Here is a 19,480-nt window from a genome sequence, read left to right as displayed (position 1 = left end):
TGATGGCCGCATGCGCCCGGACGAGCTCGACGACCGCCTGATCACCCTGCTGGTGGCCGACGCGCGGCGCAGCTTCGCCGATCTCGGCGCCGAGGTGGGGCTCTCGGCGTCCGCGGTGAAACGGCGGGTCGACCGGCTGCGCGCCGACGGGGTGATCACCGGGTTCACCGCGCAGCTCGACCCGGCGGCCCTGGGCTGGACGGTCGAGGGCTACGTCGAGCTCTACTGCCGGCCGAGCACCCCGCCCGCCGCCATCCGCAGCGCCGTCGAGGGCCTCGCCGAGGTCGTCGACGCCAGCACGGTGTCGGGGGAGGCGGACGCGATGGTGCACATCGTGGCCACCGACATGCGCCATTTCGAGCGCGTCCTGGAGCAGATCGGGGCGGAGCGGTTCGTCGAGCGGACCAAGTCCGTGCTGGTCCTCTCGCCACTGATCAGGAGATCATCGCCGACGCACTGAACGTGCGCCTCGTCGTCGCAGGACGCCCGGATCGTGCGCAGATGGGCAACGGAACGGCGTTGTGGCGCGTGAGCCGTCCTCCCTACGGTGGACCCAAGTCCCGACGAGGTGACTCCCGCTCTCCAGGGAGGTTCCGTGACCGCCGTCCTGCACGATCCCGCCGCTCCCGCCGCCCGCACCCCGATCCGCCGCCACTACGTGATGTGCCCGCCGACGCACTTCGCCGTCGAGTACGCCATCAACCCCTGGATGCGCCCCGACGTGCCCGTCGACCGCGGTCTCGCGCTCGACCAGTGGGAGGCCCTGCGCCGCACCTACGTCGCGCTCGGCCACGAGGTGACCGTCGTCGACGCGGAGCCCGGCCTGCCGGACATGGTGTTCGCCGCCAACGGCGCCACGATCGTCGGCGGGCGGATCTACGGCGCGCGCTTCCGGTACGCCGAGCGCGCCCGCGAGGCCGAGCTGTACCGCAAGGCGCTGGTCGACCTCGGCCCCTACACCGAGCCCCGGTACGTCAACGAGGGCGAGGGCGACCTGCTGGTGGCGGGGGACGTGCTGCTCGCCGGGACGGGCTTTCGCACCGACCCGCGCGCCCACGCCGAGGCCGCCCGGGTGCTGCACCGCCCGGTGCTGAGCCTGGAGCTCGTCGATCCCCGCTACTACCACCTCGACACCGCGCTCACGGTGCTGTCCGACCACGACGTCGCCTACCTGCCCGAGGCCTTCTCGCCGCGCTCCCGCGGGATCCTCGCCGGCCGCTACCCGCACGCGATCCACGCCGACCCGCTCGACGCCGCGGTGCTGGGCCTCAACGCGGTGTCCGACGGCCTCCACGTCGTGCTGCCCTCGGCCGCGACCGGCCTCGCCGCGAGCCTGCGCGACCGGGGCTACGAGCCGATCGGCGTCGACCTGTCCGAGCTGCTCAAGGGCGGTGGCGGGCCCAAGTGCTGCACGCTGGAGGTGCGCGCGTGACCGTTCCCTCGGTCGTCCCGGTCTTCCCCGCCGTCCCCGCGGGCTCCGCCTCCGTCGCCGAGTCCGCGACCATCCACCACGAGCGCCTGGTCGCCGCCCACTCGGCGAACAACTACCATCCGCTCTCGGTGGTGATCGCCTCCGGCGACGGCGCCTGGGTCACCGATGTCGAGGGCCGCCGCTCTCTCGACTTCCTCGCCGGCTACTCGGCCCTGAACTTCGGCCACGGCCATCCCGCGCTCCGCGCCGCCGCGCACGCCCAGCTCGACCGCGCCACCCTCACCAGCCGCGCCTTCGGCAACGACCAGCTCGGCCCCTTCTGCGCCGAGCTCGCCGACCTGATCGGCAAGCAGATGGTCCTGCCGATGAACACCGGCGCCGAGGCCGTCGAGTCCGGGCTCAAGGTCGCCCGCAAGTGGGGCTACGAGGTCAAGGGCGTGCCCACGGACCGGGCGCGGATCGTGGTGGCCGCGGACGGTTTCCACGGTCGCACGATCTCGGTCGTCTCCTTCTCCACGGATCCCGACGCCCGGGGCGGGTTCGGTCCCTTCACCCCCGGGTTCGACGTGGTCCCGTACGGGGACGCCGCCGCTCTGCGCGCCGCGATCACGGACGACACGGTCGCGGTGCTGCTCGAGCCGATCCAGGGCGAGGCCGGGGTCGTCGTGCCGCCCGCGGGCTATCTCCGTGCCGTCCGGGACATCTGCTCGGAGCGGAACGTCCTGTTCGTCGCCGACGAGGTGCAGTCCGGCCTGGGGCGCACGGGACACGTCCTGGCGACCCGGGCCGCCGACACGGACGCCGACGTCTACCTGCTCGGCAAGGCCCTCGGCGGGGGAGTGCTGCCGGTCTCCGCGGTGGTCGCGGACGCGGACGTCCTGGGCGTGCTCCGCCCCGGCCAGCACGGTTCGACGTTCGGCGGCAACCCGCTGGCCTGCGCGGTCGGGCGGGCCGTCGTCGGGCTGCTGCACGAGGAGGACCTCCTGGGCCGCGTCCGCGCCCTGGGAACCGCCATGCACGCCCGGCTGCGCCGCATGCCGGGCCTCACCGCCGTGCGCGGGACTGGCCTGTGGGCGGGGATCGACGTCGACCCGGCGATCGGGACGGGCCGGGAGCTGAGCGAGCGGCTCGCGGTCGCGGGCGTCCTCACGAAGGACACCCACGGACCGACGCTGCGGCTGTCGCCGCCCCTGGTGATCGACGAGGCCGACCTGCACCTCGCCCTCGACCGCCTGGAGGCCGAGCTCAGCCGCGGGTGACCGTCAGGTGCGGGACCGTCGCGGTCTCCGCGGACGCGAACCGCTTCCAGGACTGCGGGTCGGTCTCGTCCGCGGCCTTGAGCATCACGGTGCCGGAGGTCGCGCCCGCGGCCGTCCAGGCCTGCACGAGGTCGGTGACGTCGACGCTGCTCCAGCCCGCCGCGCACGCCGCCCCGCCGGCCGGGTTGCCGCGGGTGTCGGTGCTGGTGGCCCAGCGCTTCTCGCCCGATGGCTGGTTCGCCCAGCGCAGCGCCGGCCCGACCCGGCTGCCGGCCGGCAGGCTCCAGACCTCCCAGGCCGTGGGGCGGCAGGACGCCGTCCAGGTCTGGTAGAGGTCCAGCGTGGCCCTGTTGATCGGAGCAGTCATCGGAGCAGCGGCCGGAGCGCTCCCGAGCGGTGTGAGGTCGAACGCGAGGTAGCTGCGTGCGGCCTGCGTGCCGTCGTAGCTGCCGATCCGCAGGTCGGGATCGCCGGACGAGTCGGTGGTGCGGATCGTCGTCTGGGTCGTCGTGTCGAAGGGGACGGGCGCGGTGGACGTGGGCGGCGCCGCGGCGACCACCCGGTCCACGGACGACTCGGCCTCGGTCATGGCCTGATGGGTGGCGGCCGTCCGCTGCAGGACGAGCTGCGGCGCGGGTGCGGGCGGTGTGCCGTCCCTGCGCACGGAGGCGACGAACCCCGCGCGGGTGGCCTCCACGACCAGGTCGTAGCCCGGCGCGGCCTGCGGGTAGGTGGCGGTCGGGCCGTCGAGCCGGGGCGCGGGCAGCGGGGTCGGCCAGGGCACGGCGGCCGAGCCGCCGTCGGTGAAGCGGACCGACGGGCCCGTCGAGGTCAGGGTGAGGTCCTGTGGCGCGGAGACGGGCCGGACCGTGCCGTCCGGCCCGGCGGCGAGCGTGAGGTCGACGGGCACCCACTCGGCGCCGCGCTGCACGCGGACCGGGCCGGACCACAGGGTGGTGACGGTGCTGGTGGATGCCGTGCCGGGGGTGGCCGTCGTGTCCTGCGGCGCGGGAGGGGCGGCGAGCGCCGGGGTGGCGGTGAGGAGGGTCGCGCCGGCGGCCACGGCCGAGAGCAGGCAGAGCAGGGTGGCGGTGCGGGACACCGCGCGTCGATCCATGATCGTCAGATGTAGTGACGGCGGGTGGGCGCGGCAAGGAACGGGCCCGCGCCGGGCCGAGGCATCACCCGATCGGGACCGCTCGTCGCAGCGATTCGGCCGCCTGTCGCAGGGTCGGTCAGCGGCCGCCGAGGAAGGGCCGCTCGCCGCGAGGGGCCTCCGCCAGGAGCTCCGGTTTGAGTACCCCGAACATCACGCTGAGTAATAATTCGGCCGTCTGCTCGGGGGGCTCGTGGGGGCGGTTGACGGCCCTGATCAGCAGGATGTTGATCACGATCCCGCCGATCTCCGGGGCCGGAGGGAAGGGGTGGAGCTCGCCCGACGCCTGGCCGTCCTCGATCAGGCCGATGACCGTGCCCGGGATGGGGGCGATCGTGCGCGGGTCGCCCTCGTCGTCCGGGTCGGGTGGCCCGCCGGCCCGCGTGGCCATGTAGTCCTGCACGCCGAACCAGAAGGCGGTGGTGAGGCCGCGGTGTCGCCTGCTGGTCCGCGTCAGGGCTCTGACCTGGTCCTTCAGGGCGTCGACGACGGGGCGGCCGGAGGTTCGGTCCGCCTCGGCCTGCTCGATCAGGGGGGCCACCAGCGAGGCGTAGGCGTGCCCGATGAGGGCGTGCTTGCTGGGGAAGTGGTTGTACGCGGTGGCCGCACTGACCTCGGCCGCGGTGGCGATGTCCTCGATCCGGGTGCGGTTCCAGCCACGGGTGGCGAACAGGGCGTCGGCAGCGTCCAGCAGCGCCCGCCGCGTGCGGTCGCGCTTGGTCCGCGCGGCCCGCGCGCGGGCGTCGCTCGAACGGCCCGGCTGGACATCGCTCATTGCACGCACGGTAGCCGAAATCCGCCGAGTTGGGGTTGACTCAAGCTTGGCCGTCACCCAAGATGGTGACCACGTACTTGAAATTCGAACTGTCCGGCGGCAGGGCACGGCCTCCGGAAACCACGGTGCGGGTCTCGGGTACGGGCATCACCCGTCCACGCCGTCGTCAGGCGGCGCTCGGGTGGTGCCGCACGCGCAGTGCAGAAGTGTGCAGTGCAGGAGTACCGAGCAGTACCCCCGAAGGCGTCGAAGGGCACATCGGTTCCCGAGGGGTTCTACCGCAACGCTGCAGAGGGCAGCCCGTCCGCGGGCGATGCCTCCTGCGCAGGGGAGGGGATTCCCGTTGTCCGTCACCACCTTCTATCCCGGTCTCTCGCGATGAGCGCGCCGTTGAGCGTCTCCGCCGTGGAGCCGCCCGAGCCTCCCGCGCGGCCGAACCTCGTCGCCGTCCCGGACCTGCCGGCCGAGCGGCCGGTGGAGCAGCAGGGTCGCCCGGCCCGGCCGGTTCCCGCTCCCGCGCTCCTGGAGCAGTACGTGGCCGGCGCCGTCGCGGGCGACACCCGTGCCCGTGACCTGCTCCTCGCCGAGATCCGCCCGCTGGTCCTGCGCTACTGCCGCGCCCGGCTGGGGCGCCAGGAGAGCGTCATCGGCTCGGCCGAGGACGTCGCCCAGGACGTGTGCCTCGCGGTGCTCGCCGCCCTGCCGACCTACACGGTCAAGGGCCTGTCGTTCCGCGCCTTCGTCTACGGCATCGCCGCGCACAAGGTCACGGACACCTTCCGGGCGATCGGCCGCAACAAGTCCGAGCCCGTCGCCGAGGTCCCGGACACCAGCGTCCTGCTCGACGGCCCGGAGCACCTCACGCTGACCGCGGAGCTCAACGCCCGCCTCGGTGAGCTGCTCGGCATCCTCACCGACCGCCAGCGCGAGGTCCTCGTGCTCCGCGTCGTCGTCGGGCTGTCGGCGGAGGAGACCGCGCAGATGGTGGGATCCACGCCCGGCGCCGTGCGCGTCACCCAGCACCGGGCCCTGGCCCGGCTGCGCCAGGTCGTCACCGGCGAGCGCCCCACGGGCCGCGGCGGCGAGGTCGGCGGAGCCCCCGAGCAGGACCGAGGCCGCGCCGCCGGGTGATCAGAACCGGACGTCGGGGTCGGCGGCCCGGGGAGTAGCCTGACCGCCGATCTCCACGCCGTGGCGATCGTGACAGAAGTCGGATCGCTGGAGGAGTACGTGTCAGCTGGTCAGATCGCGGCGCTGATCGCCGCGATCGCGTTCGTGGTGCTCGTGGTGCTGCTCGCGATCCCGCTCCTGAAGCTCGGCCGTACGCTCGACGAGGCCACCATCGCGATCCGCAAGGCGCACGAGGGCTCCGCCCCGCTCCTCACGGATGCCCACGCGACCCTGACCAGCGTGAACACCCAGCTGGAGCGCGTCGACGGGATCACGTCGAACGCCAAGGCCGTGTCCAGCAACGTCTCGGTGCTCACCTCGCTGTTCACCGCCACGCTCGGCGGCCCCCTCGTGCGCGCCGCGGCGTTCTCCTACGGCCTGAACAAGGCTCTCAAGGCCCGCCGCGCCGGCAAGGACGCGGGCCAGCACTCGCGCAGGCGGGGGCGGAAGAAGTGAAGCGGCTCTTCTGGATCGGCGTCGGAGCCGCCGCGGGCGTCTACGTCAGCCGCCGCCTCGCCGACGCCAGGCAGCAGCTGACCCCGCAGGGGATCGGCGCCAACCTGGCGGACGGGCTGCGCGAGCTCGGCGCCGGCCTCGGCGCGTTCGGGGCCGAGGTGCGCGCGGGCATGCAGACCCGTGAGGACGAGCTGACCCAGCTCGTCGAGAAGCGGACCGGCGGGCAGCTGCCGACCTACGGCGAGGCCCTGCGCAGCGAGAACAGCGGAGAGCGAGCGCCCGGGGCGGGTTCCTGATCCGCCGTCTCCCGTTCCGTCCCTCCTGGCAAAGAGAGTCATCGTGCAGACCCACGAGATCGTCCGTCGTTTCACCGAGCACTTCGTCGGCGCCGGGCACACCCCGGTCGCCAGCGCGTCGCTGATCCTCGACGACCCGAACCTGCTGTTCGTCAACGCCGGCATGGTGCAGTTCAAGCCGTACTTCCTCGGCCAGGTCCCGGCGCCGTACCCGACCGCGACGTCGATCCAGAAGTGCGTGCGCACCGGCGACATCGACGAGGTCGGGCGCACCACGCGTCACAACACGTTCTTCCAGATGGCCGGCAACTTCAGCTTCGGGGACTACTTCAAGGCCGGGGCCATCGAGCACGCCTGGAACCTGGTCACCGGGGACGTCGCGTCCGGCGGCTTCGGGTTCGACCCGGACCGCATCTGGGTCACCGTCTACGAGACGGACGACGAGGCGATCGCGCTCTGGAAGCGGATCGCCGGCCTGCCGGACGAGCGGATCCAGCGCCGGGACGGCAAGGACAACTACTGGGACATGGGCGTGCCCGGTCCCGGCGGCCCCTGCTCGGAGATCTACTACGACCGCGGGGCCGAGTTCGGCCGCGACGGCGGCCCGGTCGTCGACGAGGACCGCTACCTCGAGATCTGGAACCTCGTCTTCATGCAGGACGAGCGGGGCGAGCTCTCCCCGAAGGTCGGCCATCCGCCGATCGGCACCCTGCCGTCGAAGAACATCGACACCGGCATGGGCGTGGAGCGGGTCGCGTACCTGCTGCAGGGCGTCGCGAACGTCTACGAGACGGACCTCGTCCGCCCGGTGATCGCGCGGGCGGAGCAGTTCTCCGGCAAGCGTTACGGCACCAACGGCGAGGACGACACCCGCTTTCGGGTGATCGCCGACCACGCCCGCTCCGGTGTGATGATCATCGGCGACGGGGTCACGCCCTCGAACGAGGGTCGCGGCTACGTGCTGCGCCGGCTGCTCCGCCGCATCGTCCGCTCCGCCCGGCTGCTGGGCGTCGAGGAGCCGGTGCTCAAGGCGTTCGCGGAGGTCGTGCGGGACGAGATGTCCCCGACCTATCCCGAGCTGACCACGGACTTCGAGCGGATCTCCGCGGTCGTCGAGGCGGAGGAGGAGGCGTTCCGCGCCACCCTGTCGTCCGGGACCCGGATCTTCGACACCGCTGTCGCGGAGACCCGCTCCTCGGGACAGCTCGTGCTGCCCGGGGACAAGGCCTTCCAGCTGCACGACACGTACGGCTTCCCGATCGACCTCACCCTGGAGATGGCCGCCGAGCAGGGCCTGTCGGTCGACCAGGAGAAGTTCACCGCGCTCATGCTGGAGCAGCGGACCCGCGCGAAGGCCGACGCGGCGTCGCGCAAGCAGGGCCACGGGGACGCGTCCGTCTACCGGGCCGTGCTCGACACCCACGGCGTCACGGACTTCCTCGGCTACACCGAGGTCGCGGCGGAGGGCTCGATCGTCGGCCTGCTCGTCGACGGGCAGCCGGTGCCGGCCGCGGCGGAGGGCTCGGCCGTCGAGGTCGTGCTGGACCGCACGCCGTTCTACGCCGAGTCCGGTGGCCAGCAGGCGGACACCGGCACGCTGCGCTCGGACAGCTTCACCGTGCGGGTGGACGACGTGCAGTCGCCGATCGCGGGCCTTCGGGTGCACCGCGGGGTCGTCACGAACGGGACGGCCACGGTCGACTCGCCGGTCGTCGCGGAGATCGACATCGCCCGGCGCGGCGCGATCTCCCGCGCCCACACCGGCACGCACCTGGTGCACGCCGGCGTCCGCGGCGCGCTGGGCACGTCGGCCGCGCAGGCCGGGTCGCTCAACGCCCCCGGCCGGCTGCGGTTCGACTTCACCTCGCCCTCGGGCGCGGTGTCGCCGACCCAGCTCGCCGAGGTCGAGGGCGAGATCAACGCGGTGCTCCAGGAGAACCGCGAGATCCAGACCTACGAGACCAGCATGGACGACGCCAAGCGGCGCGGCGCCATGATGCTGTTCGGCGAGAAGTACGGCGACCGCGTGCGCGTGGTCGACATGGGCGACTACTCCCGCGAGCTCTGCGGTGGCACCCACGTCGGCCGCACCGGTGAGATCGGCCTGATCAAGGTGCTGTCCGAGGGGTCGATCGGCTCCGGTGTGCGGCGCGTGGAGGCCCTCGTCGGGCTCGACGCGTTCTCGTACATGTCCAAGGAGCACCTGCTCGTCTCGCAGCTGGCCGAACAGCTCAAGGCCAAGCCGGAGGAGCTGCCCGAGCGGGTCAACGGGCTCGTCGAGCGGCTGCGGGACGCCGAGCGCGACCTGGAGAAGCACCGTGCCGAGGCGGTCCTGGCCTCGGCCGGGACGCTGGCCGCGCAGGCCGAGGACCTCGGCGGGGTGTCGGTCGTCGCGGTCGAGGCCCCCGCGGGGCTGGGCGGCAACGACCTGCGCAACCTGGCCTCGGACGTCCGCGGCAAGCTCGGGAGCGTGCCCGGCGTCGTGGCCCTGTTCTCGGGCGACGGGGACAAGGTCGCGTTCGTCGTGGCCACCACCGCCGCGGCCCGGGACAAGGGCCTCGCCGCCGGCAAGCTGATCCCGGCCTTCGCGCCGGCCGTCGGGGGGCGGGGCGGCGGCAAGCCGGACCTGGCCCAGGGCGGCGGCACCGACCCGTCGGGGATCGCGGCGGCGATCCAGAAGCTGCGCGAGGCGGTCCGGGGTTGAGCCGCCCGGCAACCCGAGTGTCGCCGTGATCGAGCCCCGCGGGCGCCGGCTGGGGCTCGACGTCGGGTCGGTGCGCGTCGGGGCCGCCCTGTGCGACCCCGACGGGCTGATCGCGACCCCGCTGGAGACCGTCCCCCGGGACGGTGCGGCGGCGCGGATCGCCGAGCTCGTCGAGGAGCACTCGATCGTCGAGATCGTGCTCGGCCTGCCCCGCACCCTCGCCAACCGCGAGGGTCCCGCGGCCGAGGCGGCCCACGGGTTCCGTGAGGAGCTCGCCGGGTTGCCGGTCCCGGTGGTGCTGCACGACGAGCGGCTCACGACGGTCGTCGCGACGCAGCAGCTGCGGGGCCGGGTGAAGGGGCGCAAGCAGCGCTCCGTCGTGGACCAGGTCGCGGCGGTCGCGATCCTGCAGAGCTATCTGGACGCGCGTTCCCGGTGACGGATCGGACCTGAAAGGGACGGATCGGACAGCCCCGGCAGGGGTGTGTCCCGGCGCGTCGACGCGTGGCCGTTACTCTCCGGGACTGTGAACCTGAGGTCGCGGCGGCGTTCCCCCCGGGATGCGGGCCGATGAGCCACGACGTCGGGCCGCCGCTCAGCCGCCGCGAGGAGCTGTCCGCGCGCCGGGCACAGCTGCGCGAACGGGCCCGCCGTCGGCGGCGCCGCGGCCTGGTCCTGCTGCTCGCCGCGCTCGTGCTGCTCGGCGTGGTCTTCGGCGGCGGGGCCTACCTGCTGGGCTCGACGTTCTTCACGGACGACTTCGACGGCACCGGGCAGGGCGACGCCGTCGTCCGGGTGCTCGACGGCGACTCCACCCGTCAGATCGGGACGATGCTGGCCCGGCGCGGGGTCGTCGCCAGCCCGGAGGCGTTCACCGAGGCGGCGTCCGAGGAGAAGAAGGTCCTCGCCATCCAGCCCGGCTACTACCAGGTCAAGCTGCGGATGTCGGGCGAGTCGGCGGTCGCCGCGATGATCGACCCGGCCGCGCGCGTGGGCCGGCTGGAGATCCGCGGCGGCACCCAGCTCGACGACACCCGCTCCCCGGACGGGGCGGTCAGCCCGGGCGTCATCAGCCTGATCGCGCAGGCCACGTGCGCCCGGATCGACGGCGAGCGGCGCTGCCTCGCCGCGGACGACCTGCGCACCACCATGGCCACCGCGGACCCGGCGTCGCTCGGGGTGCCGGACTGGGCGGTCCAGGACGTCGCGCGGGCCGAGCCCAACCGCCGCTTCGAGGGGCTGATCGCCCCGGGGATCTACGACGTCGCGCCGGGCACCCCCGCCGCGGACGTCTGGAAGTCCCTGCTCGCCGTGTCCGTGGCACAGCTGGAGGCCAACGGGCTGGTCGGCACGGCGTCCCACGACGGCCTCGCCGCCTACCAGCTGCTGGTCCTCTCCTCGCTGGTGGAGAAGGAGGCGATCACGCCGGACATGCCGAAGGTGGCGCGGGTGATCCAGAACCGGCTGAGCATCAAGCAGCGCCTCGAGCTGGACTCCACGGTCAACTACCCGCTCGACGTGCAGGCCCTGCGGACCACCGCCGAGGCGCGCAGCTCGGGGAGCCCGTACAACTCGTACCAGAACACCGGGCTGCCGCCGACGCCGATCGCGGCCCCGGGCAAGGCGGCGATCGCCGCGGCCCTGGCCCCGGCGGCCGGGCCGTGGACCTTCTTCGTGCGCTGCCAGAAGGACGGCACCTCGTGCTTCGCGACCACGCTGGCGGAGCACCAGGCGAACGTGGGGCGGGCGATCGCCAACGGCGCCTTCTGAGCGCTCCGTGGCCGCGTGGCACCCCCACCGGTGATCATCAGGACGTCAGGGCGAACTCGGCATGATCATCCGACGGTGAGGTCCTGGTGACCGTGCACGACCGTGATCATCAGGACGCCTCTGCGGCTACTGGCCGAAGAAGCCGGGCGGGGGGATCGGGGACGGGGTCGTCGCCCCGTCGTGGCGGACCGCGATGTCCCCGGCCAGGTCCCGGGCCGCGGCGTCGCCGAGGACCCGGGCCCGGAAGGGGTCCGCGGCAGTGCGCCGGGAGAGGTCCGGGACGGGGAGCGCGGCGTCCGAGGCCACCAGCACGAGGTTGCCGAAGCGCCGGCCGGCGAGGAGATCCGGTGCGGCGATGACCACGAGCTCCGGGAAGGTCGCGCCGACGGTCGCGATCTGGCTGCGTGCGAAGTCCAGGGTGCCGCCGTCCGCCACGTTGGCGACGTAGATCCCGCCCGGGGCCAGGACCCGCCGGACGTCGGCGACGAACTCGGCCGAGGTCAGGTGCGCCGGGGTGCGGGCGCCGGCGAACACGTCGAGCACGAGCAGGCCGGCGGAGTCCGCGGGCTGCCGGGCGAGCATCGCGCGGGCGTCCCCGCTGGTCACGGCGATGCTGTCGTCGGCGGGCAGCCGGGTGGCGACGAGCTCGACCAGGGCAGCGTCGAGCTCCACGACGAGCTGGGCGGAGCCGGGACGGGTCGCGGCGACGTAGCGGGGGAGCGTCCACGCCCCACCGCCGAGGTGCAGCGCCCGGACCGCCGCGGTCGGCGGCGCCACCAGGTCGACCACGTGGCCCATCCGCCGGACGTACTCGAACTCCAGGTGCTCGGGATCCGCGAGGTCGACGTGGGACTGGGCGGTGCCGTTGACGAACAGAGTCCAGGCCAGCGGCCGCTCGGGATCACCGACCAGCTCCGCCTGGCCGTGGTCGACGTCGGCACGGATGACCGCGGAGGCGAGCGGGGGGCGTTCGGGCACGAGGACGATCCTCCCGCCCCGGAGGGCGTCCTCGTGCTCCGGGCCGGGTGATGCGCACTACCACCGGGCACCGACGGAGTCCGCCCGGACGGCCGCCGCAGGTGCGGGTTGTCCACCGGATCCGGGGCCTGGGGACGGATTCGCGTGATCGTGCCCGACGGCCGGGGTCGGGGGTGACCATTCCCTCGAGGAGTGGACGGGTCCCTCGAGGAGCGGACGGGCCGTTCCTGCGGAGCAGGGTCCCCGTGCCGCCGGCCGATCCCGGAACGGCCCGTCGGGGAGGTGACCGGCGGGCCGGACGGGTGAGCCGTCGGGGGCTCCGGTGGCGTCGGTGGGTACGAGAGCGGCGGCCGTGATGCCGTGACGAGAGACGGAGACGAGATGATCTTCCTGGCAGGCGTGACGGCACCCGCGGCCTCGGCCGCCGCGGTGACCTGGACGGGGTGGGCCGTCGTCGGGCTCGGGCTCGGTGTCCTCACCGGGGCGGCAGGGCGGGTGCTGCTGCGACGGCTGCGGCGCGGGACCCGGGTGCCGCCGCCCTGGTGCGAGGCCGTCGTGGGCCCGCTGTGGGCCGCGCTCGGTGCCGCGGCCGGTGGTGGTGCGCTCCCGTGGTCGTGGGTGCCGCTCCTGGCCGCGGCGGCGTGGTTCGGTGTGGTCGCGGGCGCGGTCGACATCCGGCACCACCGCCTTCCTGACGCCCTGACCCTGCCCGCGCTCCCGGCCGTCCTGCTGCTGGTCGTGCCCTTGGGCGGTGCGGCGCTCGGCAGAGCCGCGGCGGCCACTGTCCTGCTGGTCGGGGCCCATCTCGTGGTCCACACGGTGGCACCGGCGTCGCTCGGTGCGGGCGACGTCAAGCTCGCGGCTCCGGTCGGTGCCCTGCTCGGTGCGGCGGGATGGCCGGCGGTCCTCCTCGGCTGCGCACTCGCCGCGCTGGTCAGCGGCGTCCTGGCCGTGCTGCTCGGCCTCCGGGTCGTCGGCGGGCCGGCGGGAAGGGCCGGCTCGACGCGCCGAGAGGGGCGGATGCCGAGATCCGGGCGGGAGATCGGCCGGCTCCTGGAGGCGTCCATGCCGAGGGTGGTGCCTCCGGCGGGCGCAAAGCAGGCAGCTCGGCCGGCAGCTCGGCAGGCAACGCCTCTGCGGTCCGCGGTGGGTGGCGGGCCGATCCGCCGCCCGGCCGGGGAGTCCGGCCGTGCGGGGCACCGGCGGATCGAGGTGCACGGGCGGATCGAGGTGCACCGGCGGATCGAGGTGCCCCACGGCCCGTCGATGGTCGGTGCCGCGTGGCTGGTCGCGGTCGTCGCGGCCCTGGGCTCCGGCGCGGGGCCGATCCTGGCGGGAGGCGTCGGTGCGGGGTGAGCGGTGGGGCGCGCGGGTGAGAGAATCCCTCCGTGCTGCGTTGGATCACCGCCGGGGAATCGCACGGGCCTGCCCTGATGGCCGTGCTCGAGGGCATGGTCGCCGGGGTGGAGATCACCACGAAGGAGCTCCAGGCCGAGCTGGCCCGGCGCAAGCTGGGCCATGGCCGCAGCCCGCGGATGGCCTTCGAGGCGGACGAGCTCGAGGTGATCGGCGGCATCCGGCACGGCCTGACCCAGGGCGGCCCCGTCGCGGTGCGGATCGGCAACACCGAGTGGCCGAAGTGGGAGACCGTCATGGCGGCCGACCCCGTGGACCCGGAGCTGATCGCGAACCGGGCGCGCAACGCGCCGCTCACCCGGCCCCGCCCCGGGCATGCGGACCTCGCGGGGATGACGAAGTACGGCTTCGACGACGCGCGGCCGGTGCTGGAGCGGGCGAGTGCCCGGGAGACCGCGGCGCGGGTCGTGATGGGCACCGTGGCGAAGGCGTTCCTGAAGCAGGCCCTCGGGGTCGACGTCGTGTCGCACGTCGTGGCGATCGGTGCGGTCGACGCGCCGGAGGACGACCCGGTACCCGGCCCGGAGGACCTGGAACGCGTGGATGCCAGCCCGGTGCGGGCCTTCACCGAGGAGACCTCTCGCCGGATGATGGCGGAGATCGACTCCGCGCACGAGGAGGGCGACACCCTCGGCGGCGTGATCGAGGTGATCGCCTACGGGATGCCGGTCGGCGTCGGCTCCTACGTGCAGGCGGACCGCCGGCTGGACGCGCTGCTCGCGGGTGCGCTGATGGGCATCCAGGCGATGAAGGGTGTCGAGATCGGGGACGGGTTCCGCACCGCGCACCGGCGGGGCTCCGTGGCCCACGACGAGATGCTCCCCGGGGACCCGGTGAAGCGGGTCAGCAACCGGGCCGGCGGCATCGAGGGCGGCATGACCAACGGTGAGCCGGTGCGGGTGCGGGTCGCGATGAAGCCGATCTCCACGGTGCCGCGGGCGCTGCGGACGATCGACACGGCCACCGGTGGCGAGGCCACCGCGATCCACCAGCGGTCGGACGCCTGCGCGGTGCCGCGGGCCGGTGTGGTCATCGAGTCGGTGGTCGCGCTGGTGCTGGCCCAGGCCGCGCTGGAGAAGTTCGGCGGGGACTCGATCTCCGAGACCCGGCGCAACCTGGTCGGCTACCAGGAGGACGCGGCCCGCCGCCTGGGCCACCACTCGGGTTCCTGACCCGTACCGCGCCCTCGCACGACAGCGGTAGCTCCGCGTCCCGGTCAGCCGGGAGTCGGCCTCGAGCCCGACCCGATCGGGGCCGGCGGCCCGCTGGCTAGGATCGGCGGATGACTGACTCGGCCAGGCCCGTACTCGTGCTGGTGGGGCCGCCCGGGGCGGGTAAGAGCACCGTCGGGCGGGTCCTCGGGCGTCGCCTCGGGGTCGCGTTCACCGATGTCGACACCGAGATCGAGGCCCGCATCGGCAAGTCCATCGCGGACATGTTCACCACCGAGGGCGAGGACGCGTTCCGCGCCGTCGAGCGTGAGGTCGTCGCGGACCTGCTGGCCGTGGACTGCGGGGTGCTCGCGCTGGGCGGGGGATCGGTGCTGGCCGAGTCCACACGGGTGCTGCTGCGCGGGCACCGGGTCGTCTCGCTGAAGGTCGGCCTGGCGGACGGCATCCGCCGGACCGGGATGTCCACCGCACGCCCCCTGCTGGCCGGGGTCAATCCGCGGGCGGCGTTCCGGACGCTCCTCGAGGCCCGGGCGCCGCTGTACGCCGAGGTCGCGACCGTCGAGGTCGACACGGTCAAGCGCAGCGCCAACCAGGTCGCGACGACGGTGCTCGCCGAGCTCGGCCTGCGCCCCCACGACCAGGCACCGCCACCCGACCCGAAGGACGACGTCGTCGAGTCGGCGGAGGACGCGGCGTCCCTGCCCGACCCGGTCTTCGGCCGCCCCACCCCCTGACCGCCCAGCCGAGATGAACGCCGGCCACGTTCGATCATGGTCCCGACGTGGCCGAGGGTCGTCTCGACCTCGGCCGGACCCGGCCGACCCGTCTCTGCCCACCCGGCCTCCGGCCGTCTCCTCCCCGTTAGGCTCCTGACATGGACGAACCCGCCCCCACCCGCATCCGCGTCGCGGCCGAGCGCCCGTACGACGTGATCGTCGGCCGGGGTGTGCGCGCGTTGCTGCCGGGCGTGCTGTCTGACGCCGGCATCGGGATCGCGCTGCTGGTCCACCAGCCCGCGCTGGCGGAGGCGGCGGAGGACGCGCGGCAGGAGCTCGAGGCTGCGGGGATCGACGCCCACCGCATCGAGGTGCCCGATGCCGAGGAGGGCAAGGCGCTGTCCGTCGCCGGGTTCTGCTGGGAGGTGTGCGGCCAGATCGGCCTCACCCGCCGGGACGCGGTGATCGGCTTCGGCGGCGGCGCGGCCACGGACCTCGCCGGCTTCGTCGCGGCGACCTGGATGCGCGGGGTCAAGGTCGTGCACGTCCCCACCACGCTGCTCGGCATGGTCGACGCGGCCGTCGGCGGCAAGACCGGCATCAACACCGGCGCCGGTAAGAACCTGGTCGGGGCGTTCCATGAGCCGGCCGCCGTGCTCGTCGACCTCGCCACCCTGGAGACCCTGCCGCGGCCCGAGCTCGTCGCAGGCATGGCCGAGGTGATCAAGGCCGGGTTCATCGCGGACCCGGTGATCCTCGAGCTCGTCGAGCGCGATCCCGAGGCCGCGATCGATCCGACCGGCGAGGTGCTGCCCGAGCTGGTGCGCCGCGCCATCCAGGTGAAGGCGGACGTCGTGGGGGCGGACCTGCGGGAGTCCGACCTGCGGGAGATCCTCAACTACGGCCACACCCTGGGCCACGCGATCGAGCGCCGGGAGGACTACACCTGGCGGCACGGCTCCGCGGTCGCCGTCGGCCTGGTGTTCGCGGCGGAGCTCGCCCGCGCCGCCGGCCGTCTCGACGACGCCACCGCCGACCGGCACCGCACGATCCTGGAGTCGATCGGCCTCCCCACCACCTACGTGGCCGGCGTGCTCCCGGAGCTGGCGGAGACCATGAAGGGCGACAAGAAGTCGCGCGCCGGCACCCTGCGTTTCGTGGTGCTCGACGGGCTGGCCAAGCCCGGCCGCCTGGAGGGCCCGGCCGCCGAGCTGCTGGAGCAGGCCTACGCGAGGGTGGGGGCATGACGCGCGTCCTGGTCCTCAACGGGCCCAACATCAACCGTCTCGGCACCCGCGAGCCGGAGATCTACGGCCGCACCACCTACGCCGATCTCGTCGCCCTCTGCGGGAAGACCGGCCGCGAGCTGGGCCTCACCGTCGAGGTCCGCCAGACCGATGCCGAGCACGAGCTGCTCGGCTGGCTGCACGAGGCCGCGGACGAGGGCACCCCCGTCGTCCTGAACCCGGCGGCGTGGACCCACACCAGCGTCGCCGTCCGGGACGCCTGCGCCATGCTCACCGCGCCCCTGATCGAGGTGCACATCAGCAACGTGCACACCCGTGAGGAGTTCCGCCACCACAGCTACGTCAGCGCGGTGGCCACCGGCACGATCGTCGGCCTCGGCGTGCAGGGCTACGTGCTCGCCCTGCGCCACCTGGCGGGCCTCTAACCGAACGCCATCACGAACTCCTCCGCCGAGCGGGGGCGGAAGACCACGTTGGAGCGGCGGACGTCGAGCAGCGGGGCGTGCGGGTCCTCGGAGTAGCGGTGTCCCGGGTAGACGACCGGGTTGCCGGCGAGCGAGCCGAGGCGCTGCAGGCTCGTGTACATCGCCTCGACGTCCCCGCCCGGGAAGTCGGTGCGGCCGCAGCCCTGCAGGAACAGGGTGTCGCCCGCGATCAGGCGGCCGTCGACGAGGAAGCACTGGCTGCCCGGGGTGTGGCCGGGGGTGTGCAGCAGCCGGATCGGGATGGCGCCCACCTGCACCACGTCGTCGTTCTCGTGCGGCACGAGATCGGTCACGCCCGTGACCTTGGTGACCCAGTCCGCCTCGGCCCGCTGCACGTGCACGGGGACCTGGACGCGTTCCAGCAGCCCGGTGAGCCCGTCGAGGTCGAAGCCCGCCATCTGACCGCCGACGTGGTCCGGATGGTGGTGCGTGGCGAGCGCCCCGACCAGCCGCATGCCGTCCGCCTCGAGCACGTCGAGCAGGTCGCCGGGGGCGTACGCCGGGTCCACGACGACCGCTTCCCGGGTCTCCGTGTCCCCGATCAGGTACGCGAAGTTGACCATCTGGGTGGCGACCCGGTCGCCCACCGCGAAGTCCTGCCCGGACAGCAGCTGGCGGAAGTACAGCTCACTCATGCCGCTCAGCCTAAGGTCGGCGGCATGCCCCTTCCCACTGCCGCGCGCCGCGACGCACTCCGGGCCCTGCTGCGGAAGGCGGATCTCGACGGGCTGCTCGTCACCGACCTGGTCAACGTCCGGTACCTCACCGGCTTCACCGGCTCGAACGCCGCGCTGCTGCTCAGCGCCGTCGACGACGCCGCCAGCCGGTTCGGCACGGACGGCCGCTACACCTCCCAGGCCGCCACCGAGGTCCCCGACCTGCCCCCGGTGATCGAGAGGTCCACGGCCGTCGCGCTGGCCTCGCGGGCCACGGGCCGGATCGGGTTCGAGTCCGACGCCGTGACCGTCGACGCCCACGCGGCTCTGGTGAGCGCCGCCGAGGGGGCCACGCTGGAGCGCGCGCCGGGGCTGGTCCAGCGGCTGCGCGTGATCAAGGACGACACCGAGCTCGCCGCCCTGCGCCGCGCCTGCGCGGTCGCGGACACCGCGCTCACGGACCTGATCGCGGAGGGCGGGATCCGGCCCGGCCGCACCGAGCGCGAGGTGGCGCTCGATCTGGAGACCCGGATGCGCGCCCTGGGTGCGGACGGCCCGTCGTTCGAGTCGATCGTCGCTGCCGGCGCGCACTCCGCGATCCCGCACCACAGCCCGACCGAGGCCGTGCTGCAGGCCGGTGACCTGCTGAAGCTCGACTTCGGCGCGCTGGTCGCGGGCTATCACTCCGACATGACCCGCACGCTGGTCCTCGGCCCGCCCGCGGACTGGCAGCGCGAGCTGTACGAGCTGGTCCACGCCGCGCAGGCGGCCGGGGTGGAGGCCGTGGCCGCCGGTACGGCGACGTCCGCCGTGGACGCCGCCTCGCGGGACGTGATCGCGGACGCGGGCCGCGGGCCGGAGTTCGTGCACGGGCTCGGACACGGGGTCGGTCTCGAGATCCACGAGGCGCCGGCGCTGTCGGCGACCTCGGCGGACGTGCTGGCCGCAGGGATGGCGGTGACCGTGGAACCGGGCGTCTACCTGGCCGGACTCGGCGGGGTCCGGATCGAGGACACCCTGGTCGTGCGGGGTGCGGGGCCGGCGGAGCTGCTCACGGGCTTCCCGAAGGAGCTGCAGGAAGTCTGACCGGTATCCTGGGCGGCGGCTCGGCGAGTGAGTACGTCGCCGCAGAAACTCCGCCGCGTGCGGTCGTCCCGGTTCTCCTGGCTCGGCAGGCGCGCGCCCCCGATCGCGAGCAACCGCGACAGATCCGAGGAGAGACCCGCACGTGGCCACCACGAACGACCTCAAGAACGGCCTGGTCCTCAACCTGGAGGGCCAGCTGTGGACGGTCCAGGCGTTCCAGCACGTCAAGCCCGGTAAGGGCGGCGCCTTCGTGCGCACCACGCTGAAGAACGTGATGACCGGCAAGGTCGTCGACAAGACGTTCAACGCCGGCACCAAGGTCGAGACGGCGACGGTCGACCGCCGCGACATGACCTTCCTGTACAAGGACGGCCAGGACTTCGTCTTCATGGACGGGGACACCTACGACCAGCTGAACATCCCCGCCTCGGCCGTCGGTGACAACGCGAACTACCTGCTGGAGAACCAGGTCGCGCAGATCAGCTTCCACGAGGAAGCGCCGCTGTTCATCGAGCTGCCCACCTCGGTCGAGCTGGTCATCAGCCACACCGACCCCGGCCTGCAGGGCGACCGCTCCACCGGCGGCACCAAGCCCGCCACCCTGGAGACCGGCGCCGAGATCCAGGTCCCGCTGTTCCTCGAGACCGGCACCAAGGTGAAGGTCGACACGCGCGACGGCCGGTACCTCGGCCGCGTCTCCTCCTGA

At 73.6% G+C, this 19,480-nt stretch carries 20 protein-coding genes; 16 read left to right on the top strand and 4 right to left on the bottom strand.

All coding sequences use genetic code 11. The annotated features are described in order from the left end of the window. Positions 1-10 precede the first annotated feature (10 nt). The 3 genes from ABD324_RS04670 (at position 11) to rocD (ending at position 2,691) form a co-directional block, all read left to right on the top strand. Positions 11-460, top strand: coding sequence for an Lrp/AsnC family transcriptional regulator (locus tag ABD324_RS04670; protein WP_344412681.1), 450 nt, complete (start codon positions 11-13; stop codon positions 458-460). A 135-nt stretch (positions 461-595) separates the two neighbouring features. After that, a complete protein-coding gene (gene ddaH / locus ABD324_RS04665; RefSeq protein ID WP_344412680.1) occupies positions 596-1,432 on the top strand; it encodes a dimethylargininase in 837 nt (278 codons plus the stop codon). A 71-nt stretch (positions 1,433-1,503) separates the two neighbouring features. After that, on the top strand, positions 1,504-2,691 hold the full coding sequence (gene rocD / locus ABD324_RS04660) for an ornithine--oxo-acid transaminase (RefSeq protein WP_344413425.1): 1,188 nt from the start codon (positions 1,504-1,506) through the stop codon (positions 2,689-2,691). On the opposite strand, the gene ABD324_RS04655 is transcribed toward rocD, so the two are convergent. Together ABD324_RS04655 and ABD324_RS04650 are read right to left on the bottom strand one after the other, a co-directional pair. Continuing rightward, on the bottom strand, positions 2,678-3,793 hold the full coding sequence (locus tag ABD324_RS04655; RefSeq protein WP_344412679.1) for a DNRLRE domain-containing protein: 1,116 nt from the start codon (positions 3,791-3,793) through the stop codon (positions 2,678-2,680). The genes rocD and ABD324_RS04655 overlap by 14 nt on opposite strands. A 133-nt stretch (positions 3,794-3,926) precedes the next feature. Next, complete coding sequence (locus ABD324_RS04650; protein ID WP_344412678.1) at positions 3,927-4,622, bottom strand: TetR/AcrR family transcriptional regulator; 696 nt, start codon at positions 4,620-4,622, stop codon at positions 3,927-3,929. A gap of 522 nt (positions 4,623-5,144) precedes the next feature. Between ABD324_RS04650 and shbA the strand changes: the two genes are divergently transcribed. The 6 genes from shbA to ABD324_RS04620 all read left to right on the top strand — a co-directional run bounded on the left by shbA (position 5,145) and on the right by ABD324_RS04620 (position 11,018). Then, positions 5,145-5,753 (top strand): RNA polymerase sigma factor ShbA, encoded by a 609-nt coding sequence (shbA, locus tag ABD324_RS04645; protein ID WP_344413423.1) that lies wholly within the window; start codon positions 5,145-5,147, stop codon positions 5,751-5,753. A 99-nt stretch (positions 5,754-5,852) separates the two neighbouring features. Then, on the top strand, positions 5,853-6,248 hold the full coding sequence (locus tag ABD324_RS04640) for a DUF948 domain-containing protein (protein ID WP_344413421.1): 396 nt from the start codon (positions 5,853-5,855) through the stop codon (positions 6,246-6,248). Further along, positions 6,245-6,544 (top strand): hypothetical protein, encoded by a 300-nt coding sequence (locus ABD324_RS04635; RefSeq protein ID WP_344412677.1) that lies wholly within the window; start codon positions 6,245-6,247, stop codon positions 6,542-6,544. The genes ABD324_RS04640 and ABD324_RS04635 overlap by 4 nt, the downstream gene beginning before the upstream one ends. 43 nt (positions 6,545-6,587) lie before the next feature. Further along, the gene (alaS, locus tag ABD324_RS04630) at positions 6,588-9,248 is read left to right on the top strand and encodes an alanine--tRNA ligase (protein ID WP_344412675.1); all 2,661 of its coding nucleotides are present in this window, start codon (positions 6,588-6,590) and stop codon (positions 9,246-9,248) included. Positions 9,249-9,273: 25 nt separating this feature from the next. After that, the gene (gene ruvX / locus ABD324_RS04625; RefSeq protein ID WP_344412673.1) at positions 9,274-9,687 is read left to right on the top strand and encodes a Holliday junction resolvase RuvX; all 414 of its coding nucleotides are present in this window, start codon (positions 9,274-9,276) and stop codon (positions 9,685-9,687) included. A 131-nt stretch (positions 9,688-9,818) separates the two neighbouring features. Continuing rightward, positions 9,819-11,018 (top strand): endolytic transglycosylase MltG, encoded by a 1,200-nt coding sequence (locus ABD324_RS04620; protein ID WP_344412671.1) that lies wholly within the window; start codon positions 9,819-9,821, stop codon positions 11,016-11,018. 126 nt (positions 11,019-11,144) lie between these two features. On the opposite strand, the gene ABD324_RS04615 is transcribed toward ABD324_RS04620, so the two are convergent. Continuing rightward, on the bottom strand, positions 11,145-11,996 hold the full coding sequence (locus ABD324_RS04615) for a spermidine synthase (RefSeq protein WP_344412669.1): 852 nt from the start codon (positions 11,994-11,996) through the stop codon (positions 11,145-11,147). Positions 11,997-12,377: 381 nt separating this feature from the next. On the opposite strand from ABD324_RS04615, the gene ABD324_RS04610 reads away from it, so the two are divergent. The 5 genes from ABD324_RS04610 (at position 12,378) to aroQ (ending at position 16,972) form a co-directional block, all read left to right on the top strand. Next, entirely contained in the window at positions 12,378-13,352 is a 975-nt protein-coding gene (locus ABD324_RS04610; protein ID WP_344412667.1) for a prepilin peptidase, read from the top strand. A gap of 32 nt (positions 13,353-13,384) precedes the next feature. Further along, positions 13,385-14,584, top strand: coding sequence for a chorismate synthase (gene aroC / locus ABD324_RS04605; protein ID WP_344412665.1), 1,200 nt, complete (start codon positions 13,385-13,387; stop codon positions 14,582-14,584). Positions 14,585-14,694: 110 nt separating this feature from the next. Then, on the top strand, positions 14,695-15,318 hold the full coding sequence (locus ABD324_RS04600) for a shikimate kinase (RefSeq protein ID WP_344412662.1): 624 nt from the start codon (positions 14,695-14,697) through the stop codon (positions 15,316-15,318). Positions 15,319-15,458: 140 nt separating this feature from the next. Further along, the gene (aroB, locus tag ABD324_RS04595) at positions 15,459-16,547 is read left to right on the top strand and encodes a 3-dehydroquinate synthase (protein ID WP_344412660.1); all 1,089 of its coding nucleotides are present in this window, start codon (positions 15,459-15,461) and stop codon (positions 16,545-16,547) included. Beyond that, the gene (aroQ, locus tag ABD324_RS04590; RefSeq protein WP_344412658.1) at positions 16,544-16,972 is read left to right on the top strand and encodes a type II 3-dehydroquinate dehydratase; all 429 of its coding nucleotides are present in this window, start codon (positions 16,544-16,546) and stop codon (positions 16,970-16,972) included. Before aroB ends, aroQ begins: the two co-directional genes overlap by 4 nt. On the opposite strand, the gene ABD324_RS04585 is transcribed toward aroQ, so the two are convergent. After that, positions 16,969-17,667: an MBL fold metallo-hydrolase gene (locus tag ABD324_RS04585; protein ID WP_344412655.1), complete on the bottom strand. Its 699-nt coding sequence runs from the start codon at positions 17,665-17,667 to the stop codon at positions 16,969-16,971. The two genes, aroQ and ABD324_RS04585, sit on opposite strands and share 4 nt — an antisense overlap. A 24-nt stretch (positions 17,668-17,691) precedes the next feature. On the opposite strand from ABD324_RS04585, the gene ABD324_RS04580 reads away from it, so the two are divergent. Both ABD324_RS04580 and efp read left to right on the top strand, forming a co-directional pair. Further along, entirely contained in the window at positions 17,692-18,774 is a 1,083-nt protein-coding gene (locus ABD324_RS04580; RefSeq protein WP_344412653.1) for a M24 family metallopeptidase, read from the top strand. 142 nt (positions 18,775-18,916) lie between these two features. Further along, on the top strand, positions 18,917-19,480 hold the full coding sequence (gene efp, locus ABD324_RS04575; protein ID WP_344412651.1) for an elongation factor P: 564 nt from the start codon (positions 18,917-18,919) through the stop codon (positions 19,478-19,480).

It is taken from the genome of Pseudonocardia ailaonensis, from assembly GCF_039531635.1.
Taxonomy (GTDB): Bacteria; Actinomycetota; Actinomycetes; order Mycobacteriales; family Pseudonocardiaceae; genus Pseudonocardia; species Pseudonocardia ailaonensis.
The sequence above is the reverse complement of the archived record's forward strand: the minus strand, read 5'-3'. Positions and strand labels throughout refer to the sequence as shown.

What these genes read in the sequence shown, in the direction of transcription:
- ABD324_RS04580 (WP_344412653.1), top strand. Translation starts at nt 17,692, where the DNA reads ATGCCCCTTCCCACTGCCGCGCGCCGCGACGCACTCCGGGCCCTGCTG.
- ABD324_RS04650 (WP_344412678.1), bottom strand. Translation starts at nt 4,622, where the DNA reads ATGAGCGATGTCCAGCCGGGCCGTTCGAGCGACGCCCGCGCGCGGGCC.
- aroQ (WP_344412658.1), top strand. Translation starts at nt 16,544, where the DNA reads ATGACGCGCGTCCTGGTCCTCAACGGGCCCAACATCAACCGTCTCGGC.
- ABD324_RS04585 (WP_344412655.1), bottom strand. Translation starts at nt 17,667, where the DNA reads ATGAGTGAGCTGTACTTCCGCCAGCTGCTGTCCGGGCAGGACTTCGCG.
- ABD324_RS04670 (WP_344412681.1), top strand. Translation starts at nt 11, where the DNA reads ATGCGCCCGGACGAGCTCGACGACCGCCTGATCACCCTGCTGGTGGCC.
- ABD324_RS04610 (WP_344412667.1), top strand. Translation starts at nt 12,378, where the DNA reads ATGATCTTCCTGGCAGGCGTGACGGCACCCGCGGCCTCGGCCGCCGCG.
- aroB (WP_344412660.1), top strand. Translation starts at nt 15,459, where the DNA reads ATGGACGAACCCGCCCCCACCCGCATCCGCGTCGCGGCCGAGCGCCCG.
- ABD324_RS04600 (WP_344412662.1), top strand. Translation starts at nt 14,695, where the DNA reads ATGACTGACTCGGCCAGGCCCGTACTCGTGCTGGTGGGGCCGCCCGGG.
- ABD324_RS04620 (WP_344412671.1), top strand. Translation starts at nt 9,819, where the DNA reads ATGAGCCACGACGTCGGGCCGCCGCTCAGCCGCCGCGAGGAGCTGTCC.